Below are 21138 nucleotides of genomic sequence, written 5' to 3'. Positions count from 1 at the left end.
GTCCCGCCAGGACGCCGACGAGCTGCGCCAGAAGGCCACCACGGACAGCGAGAAGGTCCGTACGGAGGCCATCGAGCGCGCCACCACGCGGAGCTGTCACCACCGCAGTGAGACGGTGCTGTTCCTCTCGTACGAGGCGGTCAGCGTCAGCTTCCCCTTCGGCATGTTCTTGCAGGTGAAGGTCTTCGCCGGCCAGCGCTCGCGGACCTCTCCGGAGCACACGATCCGGCCGTTGTGGCGGAGGTCCCAGCCGTACTTGTAGGCCTTGTTTCCTCCGGTGTTGTCGATCCTCACCTTCACGGTCCCCTTCTTGGGGTGGACCTTGGCGAGGACGCAATTGGCGGGACCACCACTGCACTTCTTGGTCGCGGTCGCGGCCCCGGCGGGTGCGGCACCGAGGGCCGCCGCGGCGGTCACGGCGACGGCCAGGACTCCGAGCCGGGTCAGGCGGCGACGGCGTACGGGCTGCGAGGTCATCGAGGGTGCCTCCTGGGCGGGATGTGCTGATGCTTCACATGAGGTCACGCGTGGCCTCCTCCTGTGCGGGCACCAAGAGTCTTGTGGCGCGGGCACCACTGCTGCCATTGGCTCTTGGGGAGGTGACCGAACGGGCAATCGCGGCGTCGGTGCGGCACACATGGCTGAAACCAGCTCCCTAGGAGGGCACCACATGGCCGACCGTCACATCGAAGTCTCCCTGGTCAAGCGGGGCGTCCACTGCACGGCGAAGCTCCTCGACGAGCGCGCGCCGCACACCTGCGCGGCGGTGTGGGACGCCCTGCCGCTGAGCAGCGACGTCTACCACGCCAAATACGCACGCAACGAGATCTACGCGCTGTTCCCCCCGTTCGCCGACCGGGAGCCGCCCCTGGAGAACCCGACGGTCACGCCCATCCCCGGCGACCTCTGCTACTTCTCCTTCGCCGGTACGGAGCTGGGCACCAAGGCCTACGGCTACGACACCGACGTGCGCCCCGACACCACCGTCGTCGACCTCGCCCTCTTCTACGAGCGCAACAACCTGCTGCTCAACGGGGACGTGGGCTGGGTCCCGGGCATCGTCTGGGGCCAGGTGATCGAGGGCCTCGACGCGATGGCGGACGCCTGCAACGACCTGTGGCGCACGGGGGCGGCGGGGGAGACGCTCAGCTTCCGGCGGGCGTGACGCCGGATGTGACACCCGCCGCGATCCCCGCCTCGTAGAGCGCATGCGCCGCCCGCAGCACCAGGGCGTCCCGGTGCCGCGCCGCCACCAGTTGCAGCCCGATCGGCAGCCCGTCCCCGTCCACGCCCACCGGGACGGTCGCCGCCGGCTGCTGGGTCATGTTGAAGGGGTACGTGAACGGGGTCCACCCGGTCCAGCGCCGGTGACCGGAGCCCTTCGGCACCTCGGCGCCCGCCTCGAACGCCGTGATCGGCAGCGTCGGGGTGACCAGGAGGTCGTAGGACTCGTGGAAGCGGCCCATACGGCGGCCGAGTTCCATGCGGACGTCGACCGCGGCGAGGTAGTCGAGCGCGGTCAGGCGGGCGCCCGCCGCGCAGATCTCCCTCAGCCCCGGGTCGAGCAACTTGCGCTGCTCAGGGCCGAGTTGCTGGGTCACCCGGGCCGCCCCGGAGAACCACAAGGCGTGGAAGGCGTCCACCGGGTCGGTGAAGTCGGGGTCGGTCTCGGTGACGTACGCGCCGAGTTCCGCCAGCCTCTCCACCGCCCGCCGTACCGCGGACGCCACCGCGGGCTGCACCGCGACCTGGCCTCCGAGGGAGGGCGAGTAGGCGACCCGCAGGCCCTTCACTCCGCCGGACAGCCCGGCGACGAAGGAGTCCGGGGCGGCGGCCAGCGCCGACCAGTCGCGGTGGTCCGGCGCCCCGATCACGTCGAGGAGCAGCGCCGCGTCCGCCGCGTCCCGGGTCATCGGGCCGACGTGGGCCAGGGTGCCGAAGGCGCTCGCCGGGTAGAGGGGCACGCGGCCGTACGTCGGCTTCAGGGCGAAGATGCCGCAGAAGGCGGCTGGGATACGGACGCTGCCGCCGCCGTCGGTGCCCAGCGCGAGGGGGCCCGCGCCCAGCGCCACGGCCGCCGCCGCGCCGCCGCTGGAGCCGCCCGCGGTGCGGGCCGGGTCGTACGGATTGCGGGTCACCCCGGACTGCGGCGAGTCCGTGACGCCCTTCCAGCCGAACTCCGGGGTGGTGGTCTTGCCGATGAACACGGCGCCGTGTTCGCGCAGCCGGGAGACGGACGGGGCGTCCTCGTTCCAACTGCCCTGCTCCGAGATCGTCTTCGAGCCCTTGAGGGTGGGGGCACCGCGCAGCAGGATGATGTCCTTGACCGTGGTCGGGACCCCGTCCACCAGCCCTTTCGGTTCGCCCCGCCGCCATCGCCCCGTCGACTCCCGGGCCTGCGCGAGGGCCTCCTCGGCGAGCAGCCGCACGAAGGCGTTCACCTCCGGCTGGATGCGTTCGGCCCGTTCCAGTGCGGCCCTGGTGACCTCCTGGGGACTGAACTCGCCCTTGCGGTAGCCCTCGACGATCCGTGCGGCGGTCAGTTCGGTGAGGTCGAGACCGGGGTCCGTCATCTGCCCTCCATCGCTCGGCGGTTCAGCGTCCGGGTACGTATCCGCGCTTCTTGTCCACCACGTTCAGCAGAGGTCTGCCCGCCTCCCAGCGCTCGTACAACTCCACGAACTGAGAGCCGAGTTGATCGCGCCAGCCGATCGTGTCGCCGCTCATGTGCGGGGACACGATCAGGCCGGGTGCCTCCCACAACGGGCTGTCGGGGGTGAGGGGTTCGTGCTCGAAGACATCCAGCGCGGCGCCCGCGATCCACCGCTTGGCCAGCGCCTCGGCGAGCGCGTCCTCGACGACCAGACCGCCGCGCCCGATGTTGATGAAGCGCGCGGAGGGCTGCATCACGCCGAAGCGGCGCGCGTCGAACATGCCGTGCGTCTGCTCGGTGAGCGGGGCGGCCGCGATCACCCAGTCGGCGCGGGCGATCAGCCGGTCCAGGTCGTTCGGGCCATAGATGCCGGTGTGCGGGGTGCGCCCGACGATCGCCGTCGTCATGTCGAGCGCCTTGAGCGTGCGGGCGATCGTACGGCCGATGGGCCCTGATCCGACGACGCACGCGCGTGTGCCCGCCACCCGCTGTGTCTCGCGGTGCTGCCAGGTCCGCTCCCGCTGCAGCTCCCAGGTGCGCGGCAGGTCTTTGGCCATGGTCAGGACGAGTGCGGCGACGTACTCGGCGATGGGCTGGTCGAAGACACCGCGCGCGTTGGTGACCACCGTGTCGGAGGCGGCGAGTTCCGGACACATCAGGTGGTCCACGCCGGCGCTCGCCGTGTGCACCCAGCGTGGCCGTGGGCCCTCGCCCGGCCAGGCGGAACGCACGGCCCGGGACGTGAAGTCCCAGACCAGCAGGACGTCGGCGTGCGGCAGGCGCTCGGCGAGGGTCGACTCGTCCGCGTGCTCGATCCGGGCGCGGCCGGTGAGTCTGCCGAGGCGGGGCAGGGGGTCGGTGTCCAGGACGAGAAGCGTCGGGGTGGTCATGCGGAAAGCCGTTTCTTCGGGAGGTTGCGGCCGTCTGACATGCGAGGTTTGACCACGCTCGCACCCGAACCTACCTTCGTCAACACGGGTGCGATGGGGGGTCCGTTGCTCCGCTGTTTCTCACGGTGAGGCGGTGGCCGCCATGGGCGCCATGGACGTTTCCTTCCTCGGTGGACCACTTCCCCAGCGGGGTGTGGGTGTGGTCGCCCCGTTCGACTTCGCTCTGGACCGCGAACTGTGGCGCTGGGTCCCGGACGACATCTCGCTGCATCTGACGCGGACGCCGTTCGTGCCGGTCGAGGTGAGCCTCGACCTGGCCCGGCTGGTCAGCGAGCACGAGACGCTCGACGACGCGGTCCGCACGCTGAACGCGGTCGCGCCGGAGGTCGTCGCGTACGCCTGCACCTCCGGCAGCTTCGTCGGCGGAATCGCCGGGGAGCGCGCGATGTGCGAGGCCATGACCCGGGCCGGCGCGATCCCGTCCGTCACCACCTCGGGCGCCCTCCTGGAGGCCCTGGTGGCGCTCGGCGCCCGCCGTGTGGCACTCGTGACGCCGTACACCGTGTCCGTCACGCGCGCGCTGGAGGAGTACGTCGCCGAGGCCGGGGTCAAGGTCACCGGGCGCGCGTACATGGGCCTGACCCGGCACATCTGGAAGGTCCCGTACCGCGATGTGGTCGCCATGGCCCACAAGGCGGTACGACGGCCGGCCGACGTCCTGTTCATCAGCTGCACCAACCTCCCGACCTACGACGTCATCCCGCAACTGGAGGCCGAACTGCGCATCCCGGTGATCTCGGCCAACCAGGTGACGATGTGGGCTGCGCTGTCCCGACTGGGTACCCGGGCGGTGGGGCCCTATCAGGCGCTGATCGATCCGGCGGCGCGCTCCGGCCCCGTACTGCCACAGCTCCCGGACGGTGAACAGCAGCAGGAAGGCAGGTCATGACGGCACTCGGATTCCTCTACCCCGGCCACTCCGCCGAGGACGAATACCCACGTATCGAGCAGCTGCTCGGCAGCAACATCCGCCTCGACGTCGTCCACACCGACATCGGCGAGGACGCGCACCGGGTGGACGCGTTGCGGGAGATGGGCTCGGCCGAGCGGCTCGCGGCGGGTGTCGAGGAGCTGCGCATGGCGGGCGCCGAGTCCGTGGTGTGGGCGTGCACCAGCGGGAGCTTCGTCTACGGCTGGGAGGGCGCCCATGAGCAGGTGCGCGCCCTGGCCCTCGCGGCCGGGATGCCGGCGTCGTCGACGTCCTTCGCCTTCGTCCATGCGTTGCAGGAGGTCGGGGCGCGGCGGGTGGCGGTCGGGGCGACGTATCCCGAGGACGTGGCCGGGCTGTTCGCGGAGTTTCTGCGGGCGGGGGGTGCGGAGGTGACCTCCGTGCGGGGTGCCGGGATCATCACGGCGGCGGAGGTCGGGACGTGGGGGGAGGCGGAGGTGTTTCTGCTGGCCCGGGAGGCTGATCGTCCGGATGCGGACGCGGTTCTGCTGCCGGATACGGCGCTGCATACGGCGGCGCATATCCCCGCCTTGGAGAAGGAGCTGGGCAAGCCGGTGCTCACCGCCAATCAGGTCACGGTGTGGGAGGCGTTGCGGCTGGCGGATCGGCGGGTGAATGCGCCGACGCTCGGGGCGTTGTTCACTCGGGAGCCGATCGTGCAGGTCTGAGGGTTTCGCCCCGCCGCCCCTGCCCGTCCCGACCCGGGGGCCAGCCCCCGGACCCCCGCTCCTCAAACTCCCCCACTGCCTTAAGGGCGTGGGGGGACCCCCAAGGGGATGATTTTCGCTGGCTGAGGCTGATTTTCGTCGGGCGGGGCTTGGTCTTTCAGCCCGACCGGCGTTTGAGGACGAGGCCCCCTTAAGGGCCGAACGGGGGTCTGGGGGCGGAGCCCCCAGGGAATAAAGCGGAGAGTGCCTCCTGTTAGGTCCGGACGGACCACGCGCACGGCGATATCGACGGAGGCAACACGTGACGGCAGACGAGATCCGGGGCACCGCGCAGGGCAGCGCGCCCGTGCCCCTCTCCGTACTGGACCTGGTGACCGTCGGTGCGGGGCGCACCGCCACCGATGCCCTGCGCACCAGCGTCGAGCTGTCACGTCTCGCGGAGTCCCGTGGCTTCCACCGGTACTGGGTGGCCGAGCACCATTCGATGCCGGGTGTGGCCTCCTCGTCGCCCGCCGTGATCCTCGCCCACCTCGCCGCCCACACCGAACGCATCAGGCTCGGCTCCGGCGGTGTCATGCTGCCCAACCACGCGCCCCTCGTCATCGCCGAGCAGTTCGGCACGCTGGAGGCCATGGCGCCGGGCCGTATCGATCTCGGCCTCGGGCGCGCTCCCGGCACGGACGGCGCCACCGCCGCAGCCCTGCGCCGGACGGACCACCTCAACCAGGGCGCCGACGACTTCCCCGAGCAGCTCGCCGAGCTCACCCGCTTCCTGGACGACGACTTCCCGGACGGCCACCCCTACCGCCGTATCCATGCCGTCCCGGGGCCCGTCCAGGCGACCTCCCCCGGCGGCGTCCAGTCGCCCCACCGCCCCCCGGTCTGGCTGCTCGGCTCCTCCGGCTTCAGCGCCCGACTGGCCGGCGTCCTCGGCCTGCCCTTCGCCTTCGCGCACCACTTCTCCGCGCAGAACACCATCCCGGCGCTGGACCTGTACCGGGAGTCCTTCCGGCCGAGTGAGGTCCTGGACGCCCCGTACGCCCTCATCGGCGTCTCCGCCCTCGCCACCGACGACGAGAAGGAGGCCCGCCGCCAGGTCATGGCGGCCGCCCTCAACATGGTCCGCCTGCGCACCGGCCGCCCCGGCCTCGTCCCGACCCCTGAGGAGGCCGAGGCCTACGAATTCAGTCCGATGGAGCGGGAGTTCATCGACTCCTGGAACTCCAACGTCATCCACGGCACCCCGGACGAGGTCCGCAGCGGCCTCGACGACCTCCAGAAGCGCACCGGAGCCGACGAGTTGATGATCACGGGCAACGCCCACAGCGGTGAGGTGCGGCTGCGTTCGTACGAACTCATCGCCGACGCCTACGGCTTGACCACCGCCTGATCCCCGGCGCGTGCGCTCCGCTCCTCTCCGGGACCGAGCAGTTCGGAGATGCGATCCGGTGACACCGGCCGGGAATACAGCCACCCCTGGCCGGTGTCGCAGCCGATGCGCCGCAGGCGGGACGCCTGTGCCGAGGTCTCCACGCACTCCGCGGTGACCGTGATGCCCAGGCGGTGGGCGAGTTGGATCATCGCCTCGACGACGACCTCGTCGGCCGGGTTCGGCGCTACGGCACCCTCCTTGTCGCTCTCGTACTGGAAGCCCCGTACGAAGGAGCCGTCCAGCTTCAGGACCGACACCGGCAGTCGGCTCAGGTACGCCAGGTTCGAGTAGCCCGTGCCGAAGTCGTCGATCGCGATGCGGACACCCATGCCGCTGAGGGCCTGGAGGGCCTGCAGAGGGCGGCCCGCCGAGCCCATGACCGCGGACTCCGTGAGTTCCAGCTGGAGCAGATGGGGCGCGAGCCCGGTCTCTCCAAGGGTCTCGGCCACATCGGCCACCAGATCCGAGTCCCAGACCTGACGCACCGCCACATTGACGCTCACGAACAGCGGCGGCTCGTCCGGATGGTCCACCTGCCAGCGGCGCGCCTGCCGGCAGGCCGTGCGCAGGATCCAGCGGCCCAGCGGCACGATCGAGCCGTCTTCCTCCGCCAATCCGATGAACCGATTCGGCGTCAGCATGCCGAACTGAGGATGGTTCCAACGGACGAGGGCTTCGACGCCGCGCAGCCGCCCGTCCTCCATCCCCACCAACGGCTGGTATTCGAGAACGAATTCGTCGCGTTCAATCGCGGGGCGGAGAGTGGAGGCCAGGGCCTGGCGGGTCATGCGATGGGCGTTGCGCTCCGGGTCGAAGAGCGTCCAGCGGGCCTTTCCGTCGGCCTTCGCCCAGTACAGCGTGGTGTCGGCCGCCTGCATCAGGGCGGTGGCGGTGGTGTCGGCCGCGCGCCGCTCCACCACACCGATCGACGCCGAGACCGACACCCGCTGACCGGCGAGGTCGAACGGAGCCTGCACGGCCTCCAGCACCGCCTCCGCCAGATCGGCGAGCTGCTCCGTGCCCGTGGAGTCCTCGACCAGCAGGGCGAACTCGTCGCCGCCGAGTCTCGCCACCAGGGGGGCGCTCGTTCTGCCGTGACCCGCCTCGTCGGCGCAGCGCGTGAGGCGTTCGGCCACGGCGGCCAGCAGCCGGTCGCCGACGCGATGGCCGAGCGTGTCGTTGACGGCCTTGAAGCCGTCCAGGTCGAGATAGCACAGGCCGATCCGCCCGGTGCCGCTCTCCTCGTACGACTCCGCCTCCAAAGTGGCCGTCAGCCGCTCGAAGAACAGGGTGCGGTTGGGCAGCCGGGTCACCGGGTCGTGCATCTGCAAGTGCCGTAGCCGGCCCTGGAGTTCACGGTGTGCGCTGATGTCGGTGAGCGACATCAGGACGCCCTCGTCGTGGGCGGCCAGCGGCGAGACGGTGACCTGGACCCAGACCGACTGGCCGTCGGGGCTCTTCAGGCGGCGCGTGCAGCGCAGTATGGCCTCGCGGCCGCGCAGCACCTCGCGGTACGCGTGCCAGGTGCGGGCGTCGGACGCCAGGTCCACCAGGTCGGCGGCGAGGCGGCCGGCCAACTCGTCGGGCGCGCTGCCGAACAGGGCGCCGAACCCGTCGTTGGCGCTGACCACCAGCCCCTCGCGGTCGACGACCGCCATGGCCACAGGCGCGGCCCTGAACGCCGAGCGGTACGCAGGCGCCTGCGTACCGGCCTTCGGCGGCTCGGTACGAGGAGACGCATAGTCGTTACTCTCTGTCACAGCGCCCCGGTCGAGGTCTGCCGCGGGCGCCGGCCCTTCGGACGTTCCGCTCACCGCTCGCTCCCGCAGTGCACTCGATCTCTGTCCGTGCCGGAAAGTGTGCCGATCATAGAGGCAGACCCAAGGGCCTTCCACCCCACGCCCAGTGTCCCGGATCGAGCGGCACTTCTGACAGATCGTTTCTGCCCGCACCTGGACGGGTCGTTGGAGCCCCTGACCGCTTGTGACGTTCCGTGAGCGTTTCGGGGGTGTCGGCTCTGATCGGGGCTCGCGGCCGAGTCACTCTTCTGGGGCAGGCGAACAGGGCGTAATACGACAAACTGACACAGGCTGGGTGCGGTGTCCCGCGTACCGCTCCCGGAGGTCCCTGTGCTGTGTCAGTCCCCCCTCAAGCACTTCAGGGGTTCCCGACTGCGCAGCACCGCCGCCGTGTTCACCACCCTGTCGGCGCTCGCCGCGACCTCGCTGGTGACCGGGCCGTCGATCGCCGAACCCTTCTCGGCGGTGCCGTGCGCGTTGCAGCGCACCGACGCGCATCATTCGGAGGGCCTCGACACCTGGAACGCCGCATATCCGCGGCCGACCCGGGCGTTGAACGCTGTGATGATCTTTCTGTCCTTCCCTGATGCCGTCCCGCGGACCACGCCCGCCCAGTTGACGGCCGACCATTTCCCGGCCACCAGCCGCTACTTCGAACGTGCCTCCTACGGCAGGTTCACCCTGCATCCGCATCCGCTGCGGCACTGGATCCGGATGCCGAGGCCGTCCACGGCGTACGCCATGAAGCGGGACTGGAACGCCGAGCACCGGGCCGCGTATCTGCACGACGCGCTCGCCGCCGCCGACCCGCAGGTCGACTTCTCCCGCTACGACATCGTCTACTTCGTCGCCGACCCGGACGCGCCCGGTGTGGACTCGGACGCGACGAAGGTCGTCAATCTGGACACCCCGCTCAGGGCCGACGGCACGGACATCCGCCGCGTCGTCACCGTCTTCGAGAAGCACCCGCCGGACCGGCTCGTACTTGCCCACGAGACCGGACACGTCTTCGATCTGCCGGACCTGTACCACCGGCCCGACGACGGCAAGGGCGACTGGGACACATACGTCGGGGACTGGGACCTGATGGGCAGCCAGTTCGGTCTCGCCCCCGACCTGTTCGGCTGGCACAAGTGGAAGCTGGGGTGGCTGGCACCGCGGCAGGTGGTGTGCGTGCGGGAGGCGGGCGTCACGCGGCTGACGCTGGAGCCGCTGGGCGCCGGTCCGGGGGCTCAGCTCAGGGGGGCGGTGGGGCCGCCGGCCTTCGGGCTCGGCCGCGGAGTGAAGCTCGCGGTGGTGCGGACCGGTCACGACAGTGTGCTCGCCTTCGAGGCACGCGGACCGCTGGGCAACGACGCGGCGGCCTGCCGTTCGGGCATCCTCGTCTACCGGGTGCGCGGCGGCGCCCAGTCCGGCGGCGGCCCCATCGAGGTGATCGACGCCCACCCCCACACGGAGGCCTGCTGGGAGAACTCCGTCTACCCCCCTCTCGCGGACGCCCCGGTCTCCCTCGGCGAGACCTTCTCGGTGCCGGGAGAGGACATCCAGGTGAAGGTGGAGGGCCGGACGATCTCGGGAGCCTGGACGGTGAAGATCACGGCCGACGGCTGACTCCTGCGGCCTGCGGTGCCGCAGCCGCCGGTGCAGTCGAGTGCAGTCGAGGTCGGCGGCGAACCCCCACCGCGCGTCGGCCCCCCGGCCGGGGGCACCGCGTAACCATGCGGCCACGGCAGCCGCCGGGGGGAAGGGGGGTGTGGGTGGCGAAGCCCCCACCACGCGCGGCGAAGCCGCGCAAAAACAACGATGGCGAGACAGGTTCGCGCTTTCCGCGAACACGCCTCGCCATCGCCATCGTGCGCCGCCAGGGACTCGAACCCCGGACCCGCTGATTAAGAGTCAGCTGCTCTAACCAACTGAGCTAGCGGCGCCTGCTGACGTCGTAGACCTTAGCATCCTGATCGGCCGGGGGAAAAATCGATATCCGTACGGCTGCGCGGGCCGCCCGTACGGCCGCCCAGAGCAGGATCTCGGGGCCCGGGAGCCAGGGGTGGCGGGTGTCCGGGGCGACCAGCCAGCGGGAGTCGGGGGAGGCCGGCGGGGTGGTCGCGAGCAGGGGCGGGACGGTCACCGCGTCGCCGTTGCCGTGGCACAGCAGCGGCGGGATCGCGCCCGTACGGCCGAACTCCTCCCAGCGCAGCAGTGAGGGCAGCCGCTGGGCGGTGCCGGGCGCGGCGAACAGCAGCATCCGGCCCCGGAAGGTCGCCACCGGCCCGGAACCCGGCCCCTCGTCCCACAGCCGGTCGACCATCCGGCGCGCGAAGACCGCCGGCGCGCTGACGACGTCGAAAGCCGTGCCGCACGGGAGCACCACCGGGGCGTCGGCGCGCTCCTTCCAGAGGGCGAGCGTGCTGCGCGGGTACGTCCCTGCCGAGGCGAGCCAGGCGGCTCCGTCCGCGGTGACCCCGCTGACGTCGTAGCGGTCGGAGAACGGGTCGGTGCGTTCGCTGCTCATGACACCTAGGTCTACCCGCTGTGAACGCACCGTTCCTCACGGTTGCCGGAAACCGGGACAGGTGGGAGAGAAGAGGAGTATCTTGCCCGCCTGGCATATGCCAAAGCGAAGTGGACCGTATTCACACCGGGTCCGCGGAGCCCCGCCCTTCGGCCCCGCTCATCAGGTCCCGCCCGTACTCGACCATCTTCTTGGCATAGTCCTCGGTCCACTCGGCGCGTTCCGCGATGTCCCCCGGCGTCAGCCGGTCGAACCGCCGGGGGTCCGCCAGCTGCGCGGCCGCCATCGCCTGGAACTCCACCGCCCGGTCGGCCGCCGCGCGGAACGCCTGCGCCAGCTCCGTCGAGCGGGCCAGCAGCGCCCGAGGATCGTCGATCGACTCCAGGTCGAAGAAGTGCTCAGGGTCGGAGGCCGCCTCCGCGGGCTCGAAGAGCAGGGGCGCGGGGCGTAGCCGCGGTTCGTTCCGACGCGGCGTGGGCTCCGCCATGTCTTCTCCTCCTCGTACGTCGCAATCGGCCCGTCCAGGACCACCGGGCCACCGTCCATTGTCCCGCGCCCACGCAAGTGGGCCCGGAACCCCAGGTCCCTCAAGGCCTGAACGCCACCCGATGTTCCCCGAGCCGCGCCGGCGCCGCGCTCATGGCTGCCAGCTCACCCGGTGCTCGGCCAGCCGTGCCAGTACCGCGTGGTTCGCCTCCCAGCCGTCGGGGAACTTCACCAGCGTTCCCAGCTGCACCGGCTCCGTGGACGGGTAGTCGTCCAGGAGTTCGCTCACCCCCGCCCGGCAGACCACGATGCAGGCGTGGCGGTGGCGGGAGGCGAGGACGCACAGGCGGCCTGTTTCCAGGTGGAAGGCGGTGGCGTCGGGGCGGCCCGAGAGAGGGTGGAGGACCACCGTGACGTCGTATTCGCGGCCCTGGAGACGGTTCGCCGTGTCGACGGTGACGTCCGTGACCCCCAGCTCCGCGAGGGCCGCGCGGATCGCCGCCGCCTGGTCGCGATGGGCCGTGCCGACGGCGATCCGGTCGGCGGTCAGCGGCGCGGGCTCCTCGGGCGCACGCTCCGAGATCGCCGCGCCGCCCCGCTCCAGCAGCCGCCGTACGACGGTCGCCACCGCCCGCACCGCCTCGGGGTCCGTCCGCGGAGTGTGCCGCGCGGGCAGCTCCAGCAGGCCCCAGCCCGATACGGCCGCCTCGTCGATCACCCGGTCGGGGCCGGAGCCGTCGGAGGGGACGGCGAAGGCGAGGCGGCGGTCGCCGTGGTCCGTGCCGCTGCGGAAAGGTGTGTACGGGTAGAAGGCGTCCGAGACCAGGGGGGCCGCGGAGGCAGGGAGGCGCCAGGACACCGGCAGGCGGTGCTGAGGCAGTTCCGGGTTGTGGGCCAGCAGGGTGGTCACGGCGGAGGCCGAGGGGTCGTACGAAAGCCCCGCCCACTGCTCACTGCCCACGATGGAGAAGGGGTCGAGCTGCCCGGGGTCGCCCACGAACAGCGCCCGCTCGAACAGCCCCGCCACGGCGAGCAGCGCGTCCGAGCGCATCTGGTACGCCTCGTCCACGATCGCGTGCCGCCACGGCTCGTCGACCTTCACATGCGCCCACTTCGCGGCCGTGGAGATGACCACAGAGAGACCGGTCAGGTCGCCCGCCTTCGCCGACTTGCGTACGTTCGGCAGGTCGTCGAGCGCCTTGTCGTACGGGTCGGCGTCGCTGCTGTGCAGGCGGCCGACCGGGAGCTCCGGGTTCTTCTCCGCGAGGCGCAGCACGAGGTCGTCCACCTGGGCGTTCGTCTGGGCGACGATCATCAACGGGCGCCCCGCATCGGCCAGTTCGAGGGCCGCGCGGACGACCAGCGTGGACTTTCCCGCACCGGGCGGCGAGTCGACGACCACGCCCCGGTGGGTGCCGTGCAGGGTGTCGCGGAGGATGGCGTCGGTGGCCTCGGCCGCCAGGGCACCCGGGTCGAATGCGGTGGTGGTCACAGCACGTCCTCCGCGGTCAGGGGATCGGCGGCCTCCGCGGCGGCCTCGCCCGGCGGCCCGCCGTGCGTCCACGGCGTCTCCTCCGGGTCGGGCAGTTTCGGACCGCCCCGCTGCTCGTGCTCGAAGAGGGTGAAGCAGAGCCGGTCGCCCTTCTCGGGCACCGAACCGGCCTCGGGCTCCTTGCCGCGGCCCATCTTGTCGACGACACGCAGTACCAGCAGGTCCTCCGCCTCCCACCCCACGAACTCCGCCGCCTGCGGCTTGCCGCCCAGCGAGCGGTACACCTTGACCCGCTCGCCCAGGTGCGGACGGTCCTCCGTCCGCACGGTGACCAGCGGGCGGGGGCTCGGCCGCTTGCCCTCGCTGTACGCCATCACGACATCCGTCACCTCCCCGGCGAACGCCTCCCCGGACAGCCGCCGGCCCGCCATCACCAGCGGATCGTCGAGCGCCTCCTGGGCCTCGAGCCGGGCCTGTTCACGCTCGCGTGCGGCGAGCTTGTTGGCGGCGGTGACCGCGTCGTCCCGGCGCGGCTGCGGCGGCTCGCCCGCGACGATCCGGTCGCGGTGGCCGGTGAACGACCAGCGGTCGCGCGTCCACCGCTCCTCGACATGCGCCCCCTCGGGCAGTACCCGCAGCAGGTCGAGGCCCTGCCACACCTTCTCCCAGGTGGGCAGGGTGCGGCTGAGCACCAGCTCGCGGATCTCCCGCTCCGCGGCGGTGAGTTCACCGAGCCGGTCGTCCGCCTCCAGACCGTCCTCGGCGGCGGCGAGGGCGGAACGCGCGCGGTCGTAGCGCTCGATCGCGGGCGCGAGCAGCTTGTTGTCGAACGCCGGGTCGGTGGCCGGTCCGGCGGGCGGACACAGCAGTTGGCCCTTGGCGTCGCGGGCCAGCTCGGCATGCAGGGCGGCCTCGGCGCCCGTCGAGCCCTCCGGAGGGTCGATCCACGCGAGCAGCGCGCCCAGGTGCTGGTCCTCCAGGGTGGACTGCCCGGTCGCCCAGTGCCGGGCGAGGACATCCGTCATCGCCAGCAGGAGGGAGGATCCGGGGACGCGGGCGCGCTCCCCGAAGTGCGTCAGCCAGCGGCCGAGCAGGGGCACGCGCGGGGGCGCGGGATACGGGGTCTCCGGGTCCTGTTCCGCCGTACGCCTGAAGCGCATGGAGCGGCCGAGCAGCCGTACGAAGTCGACGCCCGCGCGGCTCGGCACGAGCAACTGCGGGGCGTCCGCGCACAGCTCGACCTCGACCTTGACCCGCTTGCCGGTCTCCGGATCGGTCTCGTTGCGCTCGGCGGCCTCCACGTCCTGCGCGTACGTGTCGAGATACGGCAGGACGACGTCGGCCAGCTCGGCCAGGAACGCGAACCTGAGGTCACGGTCGCGTGGCTGCGGTACGGCCAGCAGGCGCGGCGCGTCCCGGTCGGTCCCGACGAGTGCGCCGAGCGGGGCGCCGGCCTCGCCCGCCGTGGTGAGCGGCACGAAGACGAGGGGCCGCTCGGACAGATGCCGGTGCCGGACGGTGGCGGCGGGCTGTGCGCGGCCGGTGCGCACCGCTTCCAGGCGGGCGAGGGTGGAGATCAGTGACACGGGGTGACCTTCTCACCGAGGGGAGCGAGGGCTTCGGCACGCAGTCGCGCCGCCCTCCGCAGCGCCGCCACCGCCGGGTCCTCAGGGTCGCCGCTTTCGCCGCGGGCCGCCGACAGGACCTCCTCGACCGTCGTCAGGCCGCCCAGTTCGGCGCGGACCGAACGGCCCAGGGAGGTCACGGCGCCGGCCGCGCGGGAGCGGTCGCGGCAGTGGAAGGCCAGCTCGCAGGCGGACAGGCACTCGGGTGCGTACGTCGCCGGGACCGACTCCACGGCCGAGGTCAGCTCGGCGGCGGGCAGCTGAGGGGAGAAGCAGGTGCCCTCGGGGAGCGTGTCGGCGATGTCCTCGATACGGGTGAGACGGGCCAGCTGGCGGCCGGTGACCGCGCGCTGCTTGCGCACGTCGACGGCCGAGGCGGTGGGGAGGTTGGAGAAGTCCTTGGGGCAGACGAGGAGGATCCGGTGCCGGACCTCGGGGGCGGGGTCGAGGCGGGCGGCGACCTCCTCCAGAGCCAGCACGTACACCGCCGCCTGGCGTGCCGCCGCGCCCACCTTCGCCGGGTCCGCGCTGCCGTCCAGCATCGGGAAGGACTTGATCTCCACGACGGTCCAGCTGCCGTCGGGGTGCACCACCACGGCGTCCGGCTCCAGGAACGCGGGGGTGCCCGCCACGTCCAGCGCGAGCATCGGGTGGTCGAGGAGCGTCCAGCCGCCGACGGCCGCGGTGGCCTCGCGCAGCGCCAGCGCCGTACGGGCCGCGCGGCCCTCCGGGCCGGTCGCGGAGAGGTCCGGCACCCGCGCCTCGGCGGGCGGCTCCGCGCGCCGGTCCAGCTTCTCGTGCACCAGCCTGAGCAGCTCCGCGCCGCCGTCCGCCTTGACCTTCGCCTCGAAGGCGTTGCCCCGCGTGAACGCGAACTGCGACTGCCCGAAGACCGAAGGGGAACCCAGCGCGCTCGCCACCGCCGCCTTGTTCACCCCGGCGCCGTCCAGGATCGCGCGCCGTCTGCACCCGGGGTTGGCGGCGAGGGCGGCCAGGGCGCGCGCGTCCAGCGCCTTGGCCGGTACGTCGGGACCGCGCAGCTCAGCGAGCCGCTGCCGGAGCGCCTTCCCCCGCGTCCGTGGGAGAGGCACCCGGCTCGGCTCCGGATCCGGTCCGGGACTCGCGCTGCCGTGGAATTCGCTCACCCGCGGAAGTCTGGCATCCGGCACTGACAATTGAGGAACCTGCGACCTGAGCTCCCCCTGCGCCGAAGGACAGCCGCTCCTTGATCCCGTCCGCGCCCCGCATGACGTACGGCGTCAGGACCAGCCCGACGCCCATCACGGCCGCACCCGCGACCGCGTCGAGGAAGTAGTGGTTCGCGGTGCCCATGACCACGATCGTCGTCAGCAACGGGTAGGCGACGGCGGCGGCCTTCGTCGTACGCGTCCTGCCGTACCGCCACAGCATGACCCCGCACCACAGTGCCCAGCCCACGTGCAGGCTCGGCATGGCCGCGTACTGGTTCGTCATCCCCCCGAGGCCGCGCGGGGCGCTGGCCTCGCCGCCCCACCAGCCGTACGAGCTGTAATGCGCCATCGTGTCGACGAAGCCGTGGCCCGCGGAGAGCAGGCGCGGCGGGCAGGTCGGCAGCAGGGTGAAGCCGATCAGGCCGAAGAAGGTGGATGTCATCAGCCAGGTGCGGGCCGCGCGGTAGCGGACGGCGTGCGATCGGAACAGCCAGACCAGGATCGCCGGTGTGACCAGATAGTGCAGCGACGCGTACCAGAAGTCCGCCGGGACGCCGAGCCATGCCTCGCGGGTGAAGAGCCGGTTGAGCGGGTGCTCGGCGTTGATGTGCAGGAACTTCTCGATGCGCAGGATCGTCACGCCGTGGTCGACGGCGCCCGAGGTGTCACCTCTGGCGAGGAGGCGGCCGGCCGAGTAGCAGGCGTACACCAGCAGGATCAGCGGGAGCTCGGTCCACCAGCGCAGGCGGGTCTGCGGGGTCGCTGCCTCGATGCCCGGTGTCGTCTCGGTCCTCGGCATCCGATCGCCTCCCCCTTCGTTCTCGCGCGGCGCCCGGCGGGCCGGTCGTGCCACTTTACGGCGTACGTGCGCGCCCGCTTCGGGCGCCCCGGCCCTCAAAGACGCAGAGATCGCCCGCCGGGTTGCCCGCCACCAGCGTGCGCGATGATGGACTGGTTCCGCCTGCGATTTCTCCCGGAAGGCCTTTCAGCTCATGGCACCGCGCATTCTGCTGGCCCGGCACGGACAGACCGCCTGGTCGCTGTCCGGCAAGCACACCGGCAGGACCGACGTGCCGCTCCTGGAGGAGGGCCGGCGGGGCGCCAAGCTGCTCGGCGAGCGGCTGCACCGGGGGCCGTTCGAGGGGCTTCCCGGGGTGGCCGTCCGCACCAGTCCGCTGGCACGCGCGCGTGAGACGTGTGAGCTTGCCGGGTTCGGGGAGCGGGCGGCCGAGTGGGACACGTTGATGGAGTGGGACTACGGGGCGTACGAGGGGATGACGCCCGAGGAGATTCAGGCCGTGCGACCCGGCTGGTTGATCTGGCGGGACGGGGTGCCCGGGGGTGAGCCGCTGGCCGAGGTGGCCTCGCGGGCGGATGAGGTGGTGGCTTGGGCGCGGGCTGAGGAGCGGGATGTGCTGGTGTTCGCCCACGGGCACATCTTGCGGTCGATCGGGGCTCGGTGGTTGGGGCTGCCGTTGGACTTTGCCGCGCGGATTCGGTTGAACCCGACGTCGTTGTCGGTGTTGGGGTGGGCTTATGGCGAGCCTGCCATTGAGAGCTGGAACGACCTGGGGCACTTGACCGGGGTGTGAGCTGTGCCCGGTGCCGCAGGTGCGAGGGTTCGCTTGCCCGCGCTTGCGGGGTGCCGCTCTCTTTGGGACGGGCGCCGCCCCAGCGGCACGACTGCCCGCAGGCTGGGACAAGTCAGGCTGTACGCGGCTGCGAAGCGTGACGCTCCAGAAACTCCGACACGCCTGATGCCCGGCGGTGCGGAAGCAGCACCCTCGCTGTTCCTGCCAGCATCGTCTGGACTCGGGAGGACTGGACCTGGTCCAGGAGGTCCAGTACCTGCATCCCGGCTGTCGCCGCCTCGTCCGGGCGGCCGCCTCTGGCCAGGTCGTCCGCCAGTTCCGCCGTGTAGAGGGCGATGTTGCGGGTGAAGTGCGGGTTCTGGAGCTGGGCCGCGCGGCGCGCGTGGCGTGCGGCGCGCGGCCAGTCGCCCAGCGTCGACCAGCACTGCGCCTCCAGGCCCTCCAGCTCGGCCTCCCCGTAGAAGCTCATCCACTCGGGGTCGGCGTCCGAGGGGCCTCGCTCGAAGAGGGTCTGCGCGCGGACGAGCGCCTGTTCGCAGGCGGTGCGGTCGGCGAGCCCCGCCCAGCCGCCCGCCTCGCGCAGCGCGAGCAGCGACATCAGCCGGGCGGAGCCCAGGGGGCGGGCGACGCGTTGTGCGGCCTGCGCGGCGCGGACCGCCTCGCGCGGGCGTCCGGCGTCGCGCGCGAGGAACGCCGTGTTGCAGAAGGCGTGCGCCTCCAGGGCGTCGTCGCCGGTCATCCGGGCGGTCGCGAGTGCCTCCGCATAGTGCGAGCGGGCATCGTCGAACCGCCCCGAGTCGTGCGCCAGCCAGCCCACGGAGATGGCGAGTTCACCGGCGCCCGAGTGGAGACGGTCGGCGGTCGTCTGCCGGGTCGCCCCGGCGTCCAGGAGCGCATAGGCGGCGCGCAAGGGAGCGGACGCGCGCCGGTAGAGCCCGTCCGCGCCGTGCCGGTCGTCGAGCAGCCGGATTCTGCGTACGGCCTCTTCGAGTGCGTACGCGTCGTTCGCGCCGGGGCGGCGGACGGGACGTCCCGCTGCCGCGGCGTCGAAGGCGAGCCCGATGGGGCCCAGCGAGGCGGCGGCCACCGTGGCGCCACCGCCGGTCATGAATGCGCGACGCAGCACGTCGCTCTCCTCGTAGTTCTCGTGAAGCGCATGGCTCTCGTGACGGCCATGCGGGTCGTAAGGGACTTGCGGGTGGTAAGGGACCTGCGGGTCCGGGTTGTCCTGCGTTTCATACGGCTCGTACGCCCCCGGTGTCTCACCGGTGGTGTGCGCCCGGCGTCCGCGGACGGACGAGCGGGGCGCGAAGCCCAGGTCGGTGAGGGTGCGGCCGGGGAACATGTGCAGGAACACCCGTTCGTATGCGTAGTTGGGGCAGCGGATCTCGCCCGCCTCGACCCGGCCGATGTAGCGCGCGTCGCAGCTGACCCGCTCCCCGATCTCGCGCGCGGCCCGGCGCACCGCGGCGGCGAACTCGGCCGGCGAGCGCTGTCCGCGCAACTGCCGGAAGACGAGGTTCGGCCGCGGTGGCCTGGGGGGCGTGGGCTGGGACGAGGTCAGATGTGACGACGCCATGGCCGGGTCCTCTCGTGCGAACCGTCGAACCATGCCGGATTCAGGGTGGGTTGTCCGTGTAGAGCCCTGTCTCCAGCGGGGAAGAACGTACCTGCTGTGCCGGACCGCTCACGCTGTGTTTGGCTACAAACCGGATATCTCATACGGGATCTGCCATGAACTGCCATCCTTTGTGGCTGACTTCCGCCGTAGCCGTTGACGCGGCAGCCGCGTTGAACCCTGCGGACCGGGAGCCGCCCGACTCCCGACCCGCTTCGTTGAAGGAGGGGTTCCGTGGTGGAGGCCGGGATGGAGACCAGACAGAGCGTCGTTCCTCGTACGCCGCCCGCGACCGTGGCGAACGCCCCGGCCCCGGTGCGCGGCGAACCGCCTCTCCCCGACGGCGCGTGCGATCTCGTCACCGTGCCCACCCGGCAGGGGCTGGAGGCCGTCGACATCCTGCGGCGCGGCGCGGGCGACGCGGTCGGCCCCGTCCTGCACGACGACGACTGCAACACCCTCGGCTTCGTCGTGCCGCCCGGTACGGCCGCCGCCTGGGACGTCCCGGGCAGCACCTGTACGGAGACCGACGGCCGCGGTCTGAGACTGAACCCCGAGCCGCCCGTGGGGGGCTCGGACTGGCTGCTCCCGCCCGGCGAGGCCGAGCTCGCGACCGACCCGGCGGTTCTGCGCGCCGCCCTGGGCGAGGCGGCACGGATCATCGAGGCCGCGGACAACTGCCGCTGACCTGGTTGCTCGTGCCACCCCGTGCAGGCGTGGCCGCCCGGCGCCGCCGATAATGGTGCAATGGGAAAGTCCAGGAACCCCCGGCGCGGAAGCGGCGGCGCCGAGGCGGTCGTCGAGGCCGTCGACGGCGGGCTCGCCGAGCTCATGCCGGACAGGGACCGGGCGCGGGCCTGGACGCTGCTGATCGACGGGGCGCCGCAGTCGCACGTCGATCTGGACGACCCCTCCTACCTCTCCTTCGAGTACCAGCGCCGGCTCGGGCATGTCATCGACCTCGTCGCACCGGCCGGCAAGCCCGTGCACGCCGTGCACCTCGGCGGCGGAGCACTCACCCTCGCCCGCTATGTCGCCGCCACCCGCCCCCGCTCCACCCAGCAGGCCGTCGAGCGGGACGCCGCGCTCGTCCAACTGGTCCGCCGTGAGCTGCCGTTGGACCCGAACGCCCGGATCAGGGTGCGTTCCGTCGACGCCCGCGAAGGGCTCGCCAAGGTGCTCGACGGCTGGGCCGACCTCGTCATCGCCGATGTGTTCAGCGGGGCCCGCACCCCGGCCCACCTCACCTCGACCGAGTTCCTCGACGACGTCCGCCGGGTCCTGAAGCCGGGCGGCTGCTACACCGCCAACATCGCCGACGGGCCGCCGCTCGCCCACCTCCGCGGCCAGATCGCCACCGCGGCCGCCCGTTTCCCCGAACTCGCGCTGGTCGCCGACCCGACCGTGCTGCGCGGCAAGCGCTTCGGCAACGCGGTCCTCGTCGCCTCCGACGCCCCGCTGCCGATCGCGGAACTGACCCGCCGGGCGGCCTCCGACCCCCACCCCGGCCGCGTCGAACACGGCCGCGCGCTCCTCGACTTCACCGGCGGGGCGACCGCGGTGACGGACGAGGCGGCGGTCGCCTCACCGGCGCCGCCGCCCTCGGTGTTCCGCTGATCCGCAGGGAGACTAGTAGTTCCCGATCTCCACATGCGGCGGCCCGTCGTGCCAGGTGCAGATCACCGAGACCTTGTTGGTGCCCGAGGTGAACTCCACCCGGATCCAGGTCTCCGTCTTCCACACCTGCATCGACCAACCGGAACCCGGCGTCGCCGACACAAGCGTCGCGGAGGCCTTGCCCAGATCGAAGACCACCCGCCCGCCGTCGGTGTCGTAGCTCTTGACCTGGCCGGACGCGGTGGAGGTCGGGGTGGGGCTCGGTGGCGGTGCGGTCGACGTCGTGGGCGTGGGCGTGGGGGAGGGTGTGCGGGCCGTGCTCCTGGACGGTGACGGCGACGGCCGCCTCGTCGACGACGCCAGCGGCTGCGACTCCTGCGTGGTCGCGTCCGCCGCCGTGATCGGCAGGGCGCGCGGCGGGTCGTACGCCGTGCCCGCCATCACCGTGTGGACACCCCACCACGACAGCGTGACCGCCGCGCCCGTGGCGAGCGACCAAGCCAGTACGTGTACGAGTCCTCTGCGCATCGCGGGCCATACTGCCTCACGCGTCCC

20 protein-coding genes and 1 tRNA gene are annotated in these 21138 nt (G+C 72.0%); 8 read left to right on the top strand and 13 right to left on the bottom strand.

Features of this window, described 5'->3' with window-relative positions; genetic code table 11:
* Positions 1-96: 96 nt before the first annotated feature.
* Entirely contained in the window at positions 97-477 is a 381-nt protein-coding gene (locus ABT254_RS27270; RefSeq protein ID WP_351475237.1) for a hypothetical protein, read from the bottom strand.
* A gap of 193 nt (positions 478-670) precedes the next feature.
* Between ABT254_RS27270 and ABT254_RS27265 the strand changes: the two genes are divergently transcribed.
* Positions 671-1165, top strand: a complete 495-nt coding sequence (locus tag ABT254_RS27265; protein ID WP_351475235.1) for a DUF3830 family protein — start codon at positions 671-673, stop codon at positions 1163-1165.
* Here ABT254_RS27265 and ABT254_RS27260 read toward each other — a convergent pair.
* Both ABT254_RS27260 and ABT254_RS27255 read right to left on the bottom strand, forming a co-directional pair.
* Positions 1146-2573 (bottom strand): amidase, encoded by a 1428-nt coding sequence (locus ABT254_RS27260; protein ID WP_351475232.1) that lies wholly within the window; start codon positions 2571-2573, stop codon positions 1146-1148. The two genes, ABT254_RS27265 and ABT254_RS27260, sit on opposite strands and share 20 nt — an antisense overlap.
* A gap of 22 nt (positions 2574-2595) precedes the next feature.
* Positions 2596-3543: a D-2-hydroxyacid dehydrogenase gene (locus ABT254_RS27255; RefSeq protein WP_351475230.1), complete on the bottom strand. Its 948-nt coding sequence runs from the start codon at positions 3541-3543 to the stop codon at positions 2596-2598.
* A 151-nt stretch (positions 3544-3694) separates the two neighbouring features.
* Between ABT254_RS27255 and ABT254_RS27250 the strand changes: the two genes are divergently transcribed.
* The 3 genes from ABT254_RS27250 (at position 3695) to ABT254_RS27240 (ending at position 6610) form a co-directional block, all read left to right on the top strand.
* Positions 3695-4492 (top strand): maleate cis-trans isomerase family protein, encoded by a 798-nt coding sequence (locus tag ABT254_RS27250; RefSeq protein WP_351475268.1) that lies wholly within the window; start codon positions 3695-3697, stop codon positions 4490-4492.
* A complete protein-coding gene (locus tag ABT254_RS27245; RefSeq protein WP_351475227.1) occupies positions 4489-5220 on the top strand; it encodes a maleate cis-trans isomerase family protein in 732 nt (243 codons plus the stop codon). The genes ABT254_RS27250 and ABT254_RS27245 overlap by 4 nt, the downstream gene beginning before the upstream one ends.
* Positions 5221-5521: 301 nt before the next feature.
* Positions 5522-6610, top strand: a complete 1089-nt coding sequence (locus ABT254_RS27240; protein ID WP_351475224.1) for an LLM class flavin-dependent oxidoreductase — start codon at positions 5522-5524, stop codon at positions 6608-6610.
* Here the strand turns inward: ABT254_RS27240 and ABT254_RS27235 are convergent.
* A complete protein-coding gene (locus ABT254_RS27235) occupies positions 6589-8466 on the bottom strand; it encodes a putative bifunctional diguanylate cyclase/phosphodiesterase (RefSeq protein WP_351475221.1) in 1878 nt (625 codons plus the stop codon). The genes ABT254_RS27240 and ABT254_RS27235 overlap by 22 nt on opposite strands.
* Before the next feature lie 315 nt (positions 8467-8781).
* Here ABT254_RS27235 and ABT254_RS27230 point away from each other — a divergent pair, with 315 nt between their 5' ends.
* The gene (locus tag ABT254_RS27230; RefSeq protein ID WP_351475218.1) at positions 8782-10062 is read left to right on the top strand and encodes a M6 family metalloprotease domain-containing protein; all 1281 of its coding nucleotides are present in this window, start codon (positions 8782-8784) and stop codon (positions 10060-10062) included.
* A gap of 243 nt (positions 10063-10305) precedes the next feature.
* On the opposite strand, the gene ABT254_RS27225 is transcribed toward ABT254_RS27230, so the two are convergent.
* From ABT254_RS27225 to ABT254_RS27195, 7 genes are all read right to left on the bottom strand, one after another.
* A tRNA-Lys gene (locus ABT254_RS27225) sits at positions 10306-10379 on the bottom strand.
* Entirely contained in the window at positions 10370-10963 is a 594-nt protein-coding gene (locus ABT254_RS27220; protein ID WP_351475215.1) for a bifunctional DNA primase/polymerase, read from the bottom strand. The genes ABT254_RS27225 and ABT254_RS27220 overlap by 10 nt, the downstream gene beginning before the upstream one ends.
* A gap of 121 nt (positions 10964-11084) precedes the next feature.
* Positions 11085-11450, bottom strand: a complete 366-nt coding sequence (locus ABT254_RS27215) for a DUF8844 domain-containing protein (RefSeq protein ID WP_351475212.1) — start codon at positions 11448-11450, stop codon at positions 11085-11087.
* A gap of 150 nt (positions 11451-11600) precedes the next feature.
* Positions 11601-12941 carry an AAA domain-containing protein gene (locus ABT254_RS27210; protein ID WP_351475209.1) on the bottom strand — a complete coding sequence of 447 codons (1341 nt, stop codon included), beginning with the start codon at positions 12939-12941 and terminating at the stop codon, positions 11601-11603.
* Positions 12938-14527, bottom strand: coding sequence for a hypothetical protein (locus ABT254_RS27205; protein WP_351475206.1), 1590 nt, complete (start codon positions 14525-14527; stop codon positions 12938-12940). The genes ABT254_RS27210 and ABT254_RS27205 overlap by 4 nt, the downstream gene beginning before the upstream one ends.
* Positions 14518-15657, bottom strand: a complete 1140-nt coding sequence (locus tag ABT254_RS27200; protein WP_351475203.1) for a hypothetical protein — start codon at positions 15655-15657, stop codon at positions 14518-14520. The genes ABT254_RS27205 and ABT254_RS27200 overlap by 10 nt, the downstream gene beginning before the upstream one ends.
* A complete protein-coding gene (locus ABT254_RS27195; RefSeq protein WP_351475200.1) occupies positions 15608-16555 on the bottom strand; it encodes a phosphatase PAP2 family protein in 948 nt (315 codons plus the stop codon). Before ABT254_RS27195 ends, ABT254_RS27200 begins: the two co-directional genes overlap by 50 nt.
* Before the next feature lie 193 nt (positions 16556-16748).
* Between ABT254_RS27195 and ABT254_RS27190 the strand changes: the two genes are divergently transcribed.
* On the top strand, positions 16749-17348 hold the full coding sequence (locus ABT254_RS27190) for a histidine phosphatase family protein (RefSeq protein ID WP_351475197.1): 600 nt from the start codon (positions 16749-16751) through the stop codon (positions 17346-17348).
* Between the two features lie 112 nt (positions 17349-17460).
* On the opposite strand, the gene ABT254_RS27185 is transcribed toward ABT254_RS27190, so the two are convergent.
* Positions 17461-18927 carry an NsdA family TPR-like regulatory protein gene (locus tag ABT254_RS27185; protein ID WP_351475194.1) on the bottom strand — a complete coding sequence of 489 codons (1467 nt, stop codon included), beginning with the start codon at positions 18925-18927 and terminating at the stop codon, positions 17461-17463.
* 288 nt (positions 18928-19215) lie between these two features.
* Here ABT254_RS27185 and ABT254_RS27180 point away from each other — a divergent pair, with 288 nt between their 5' ends.
* Together ABT254_RS27180 and ABT254_RS27175 are read left to right on the top strand one after the other, a co-directional pair.
* Entirely contained in the window at positions 19216-19653 is a 438-nt protein-coding gene (locus ABT254_RS27180; RefSeq protein WP_351475191.1) for a hypothetical protein, read from the top strand.
* 60 nt (positions 19654-19713) lie between these two features.
* On the top strand, positions 19714-20583 hold the full coding sequence (locus ABT254_RS27175; protein ID WP_351475188.1) for a spermidine synthase: 870 nt from the start codon (positions 19714-19716) through the stop codon (positions 20581-20583).
* 12 nt (positions 20584-20595) lie between these two features.
* Here the strand turns inward: ABT254_RS27175 and ABT254_RS27170 are convergent, their stop codons facing one another.
* Positions 20596-21111: a hypothetical protein gene (locus tag ABT254_RS27170; RefSeq protein WP_351475185.1), complete on the bottom strand. Its 516-nt coding sequence runs from the start codon at positions 21109-21111 to the stop codon at positions 20596-20598.
* Positions 21112-21138: the final 27 nt, after the last annotated feature.

Source organism: Streptomyces sp. NPDC001137 (assembly GCF_040298885.1).
Taxonomy (GTDB): domain Bacteria; phylum Actinomycetota; class Actinomycetes; order Streptomycetales; family Streptomycetaceae; genus Streptomyces.
Note: the sequence above shows the minus strand (reverse complement) of the source record. Positions and strands in the feature narration are given on the sequence as shown.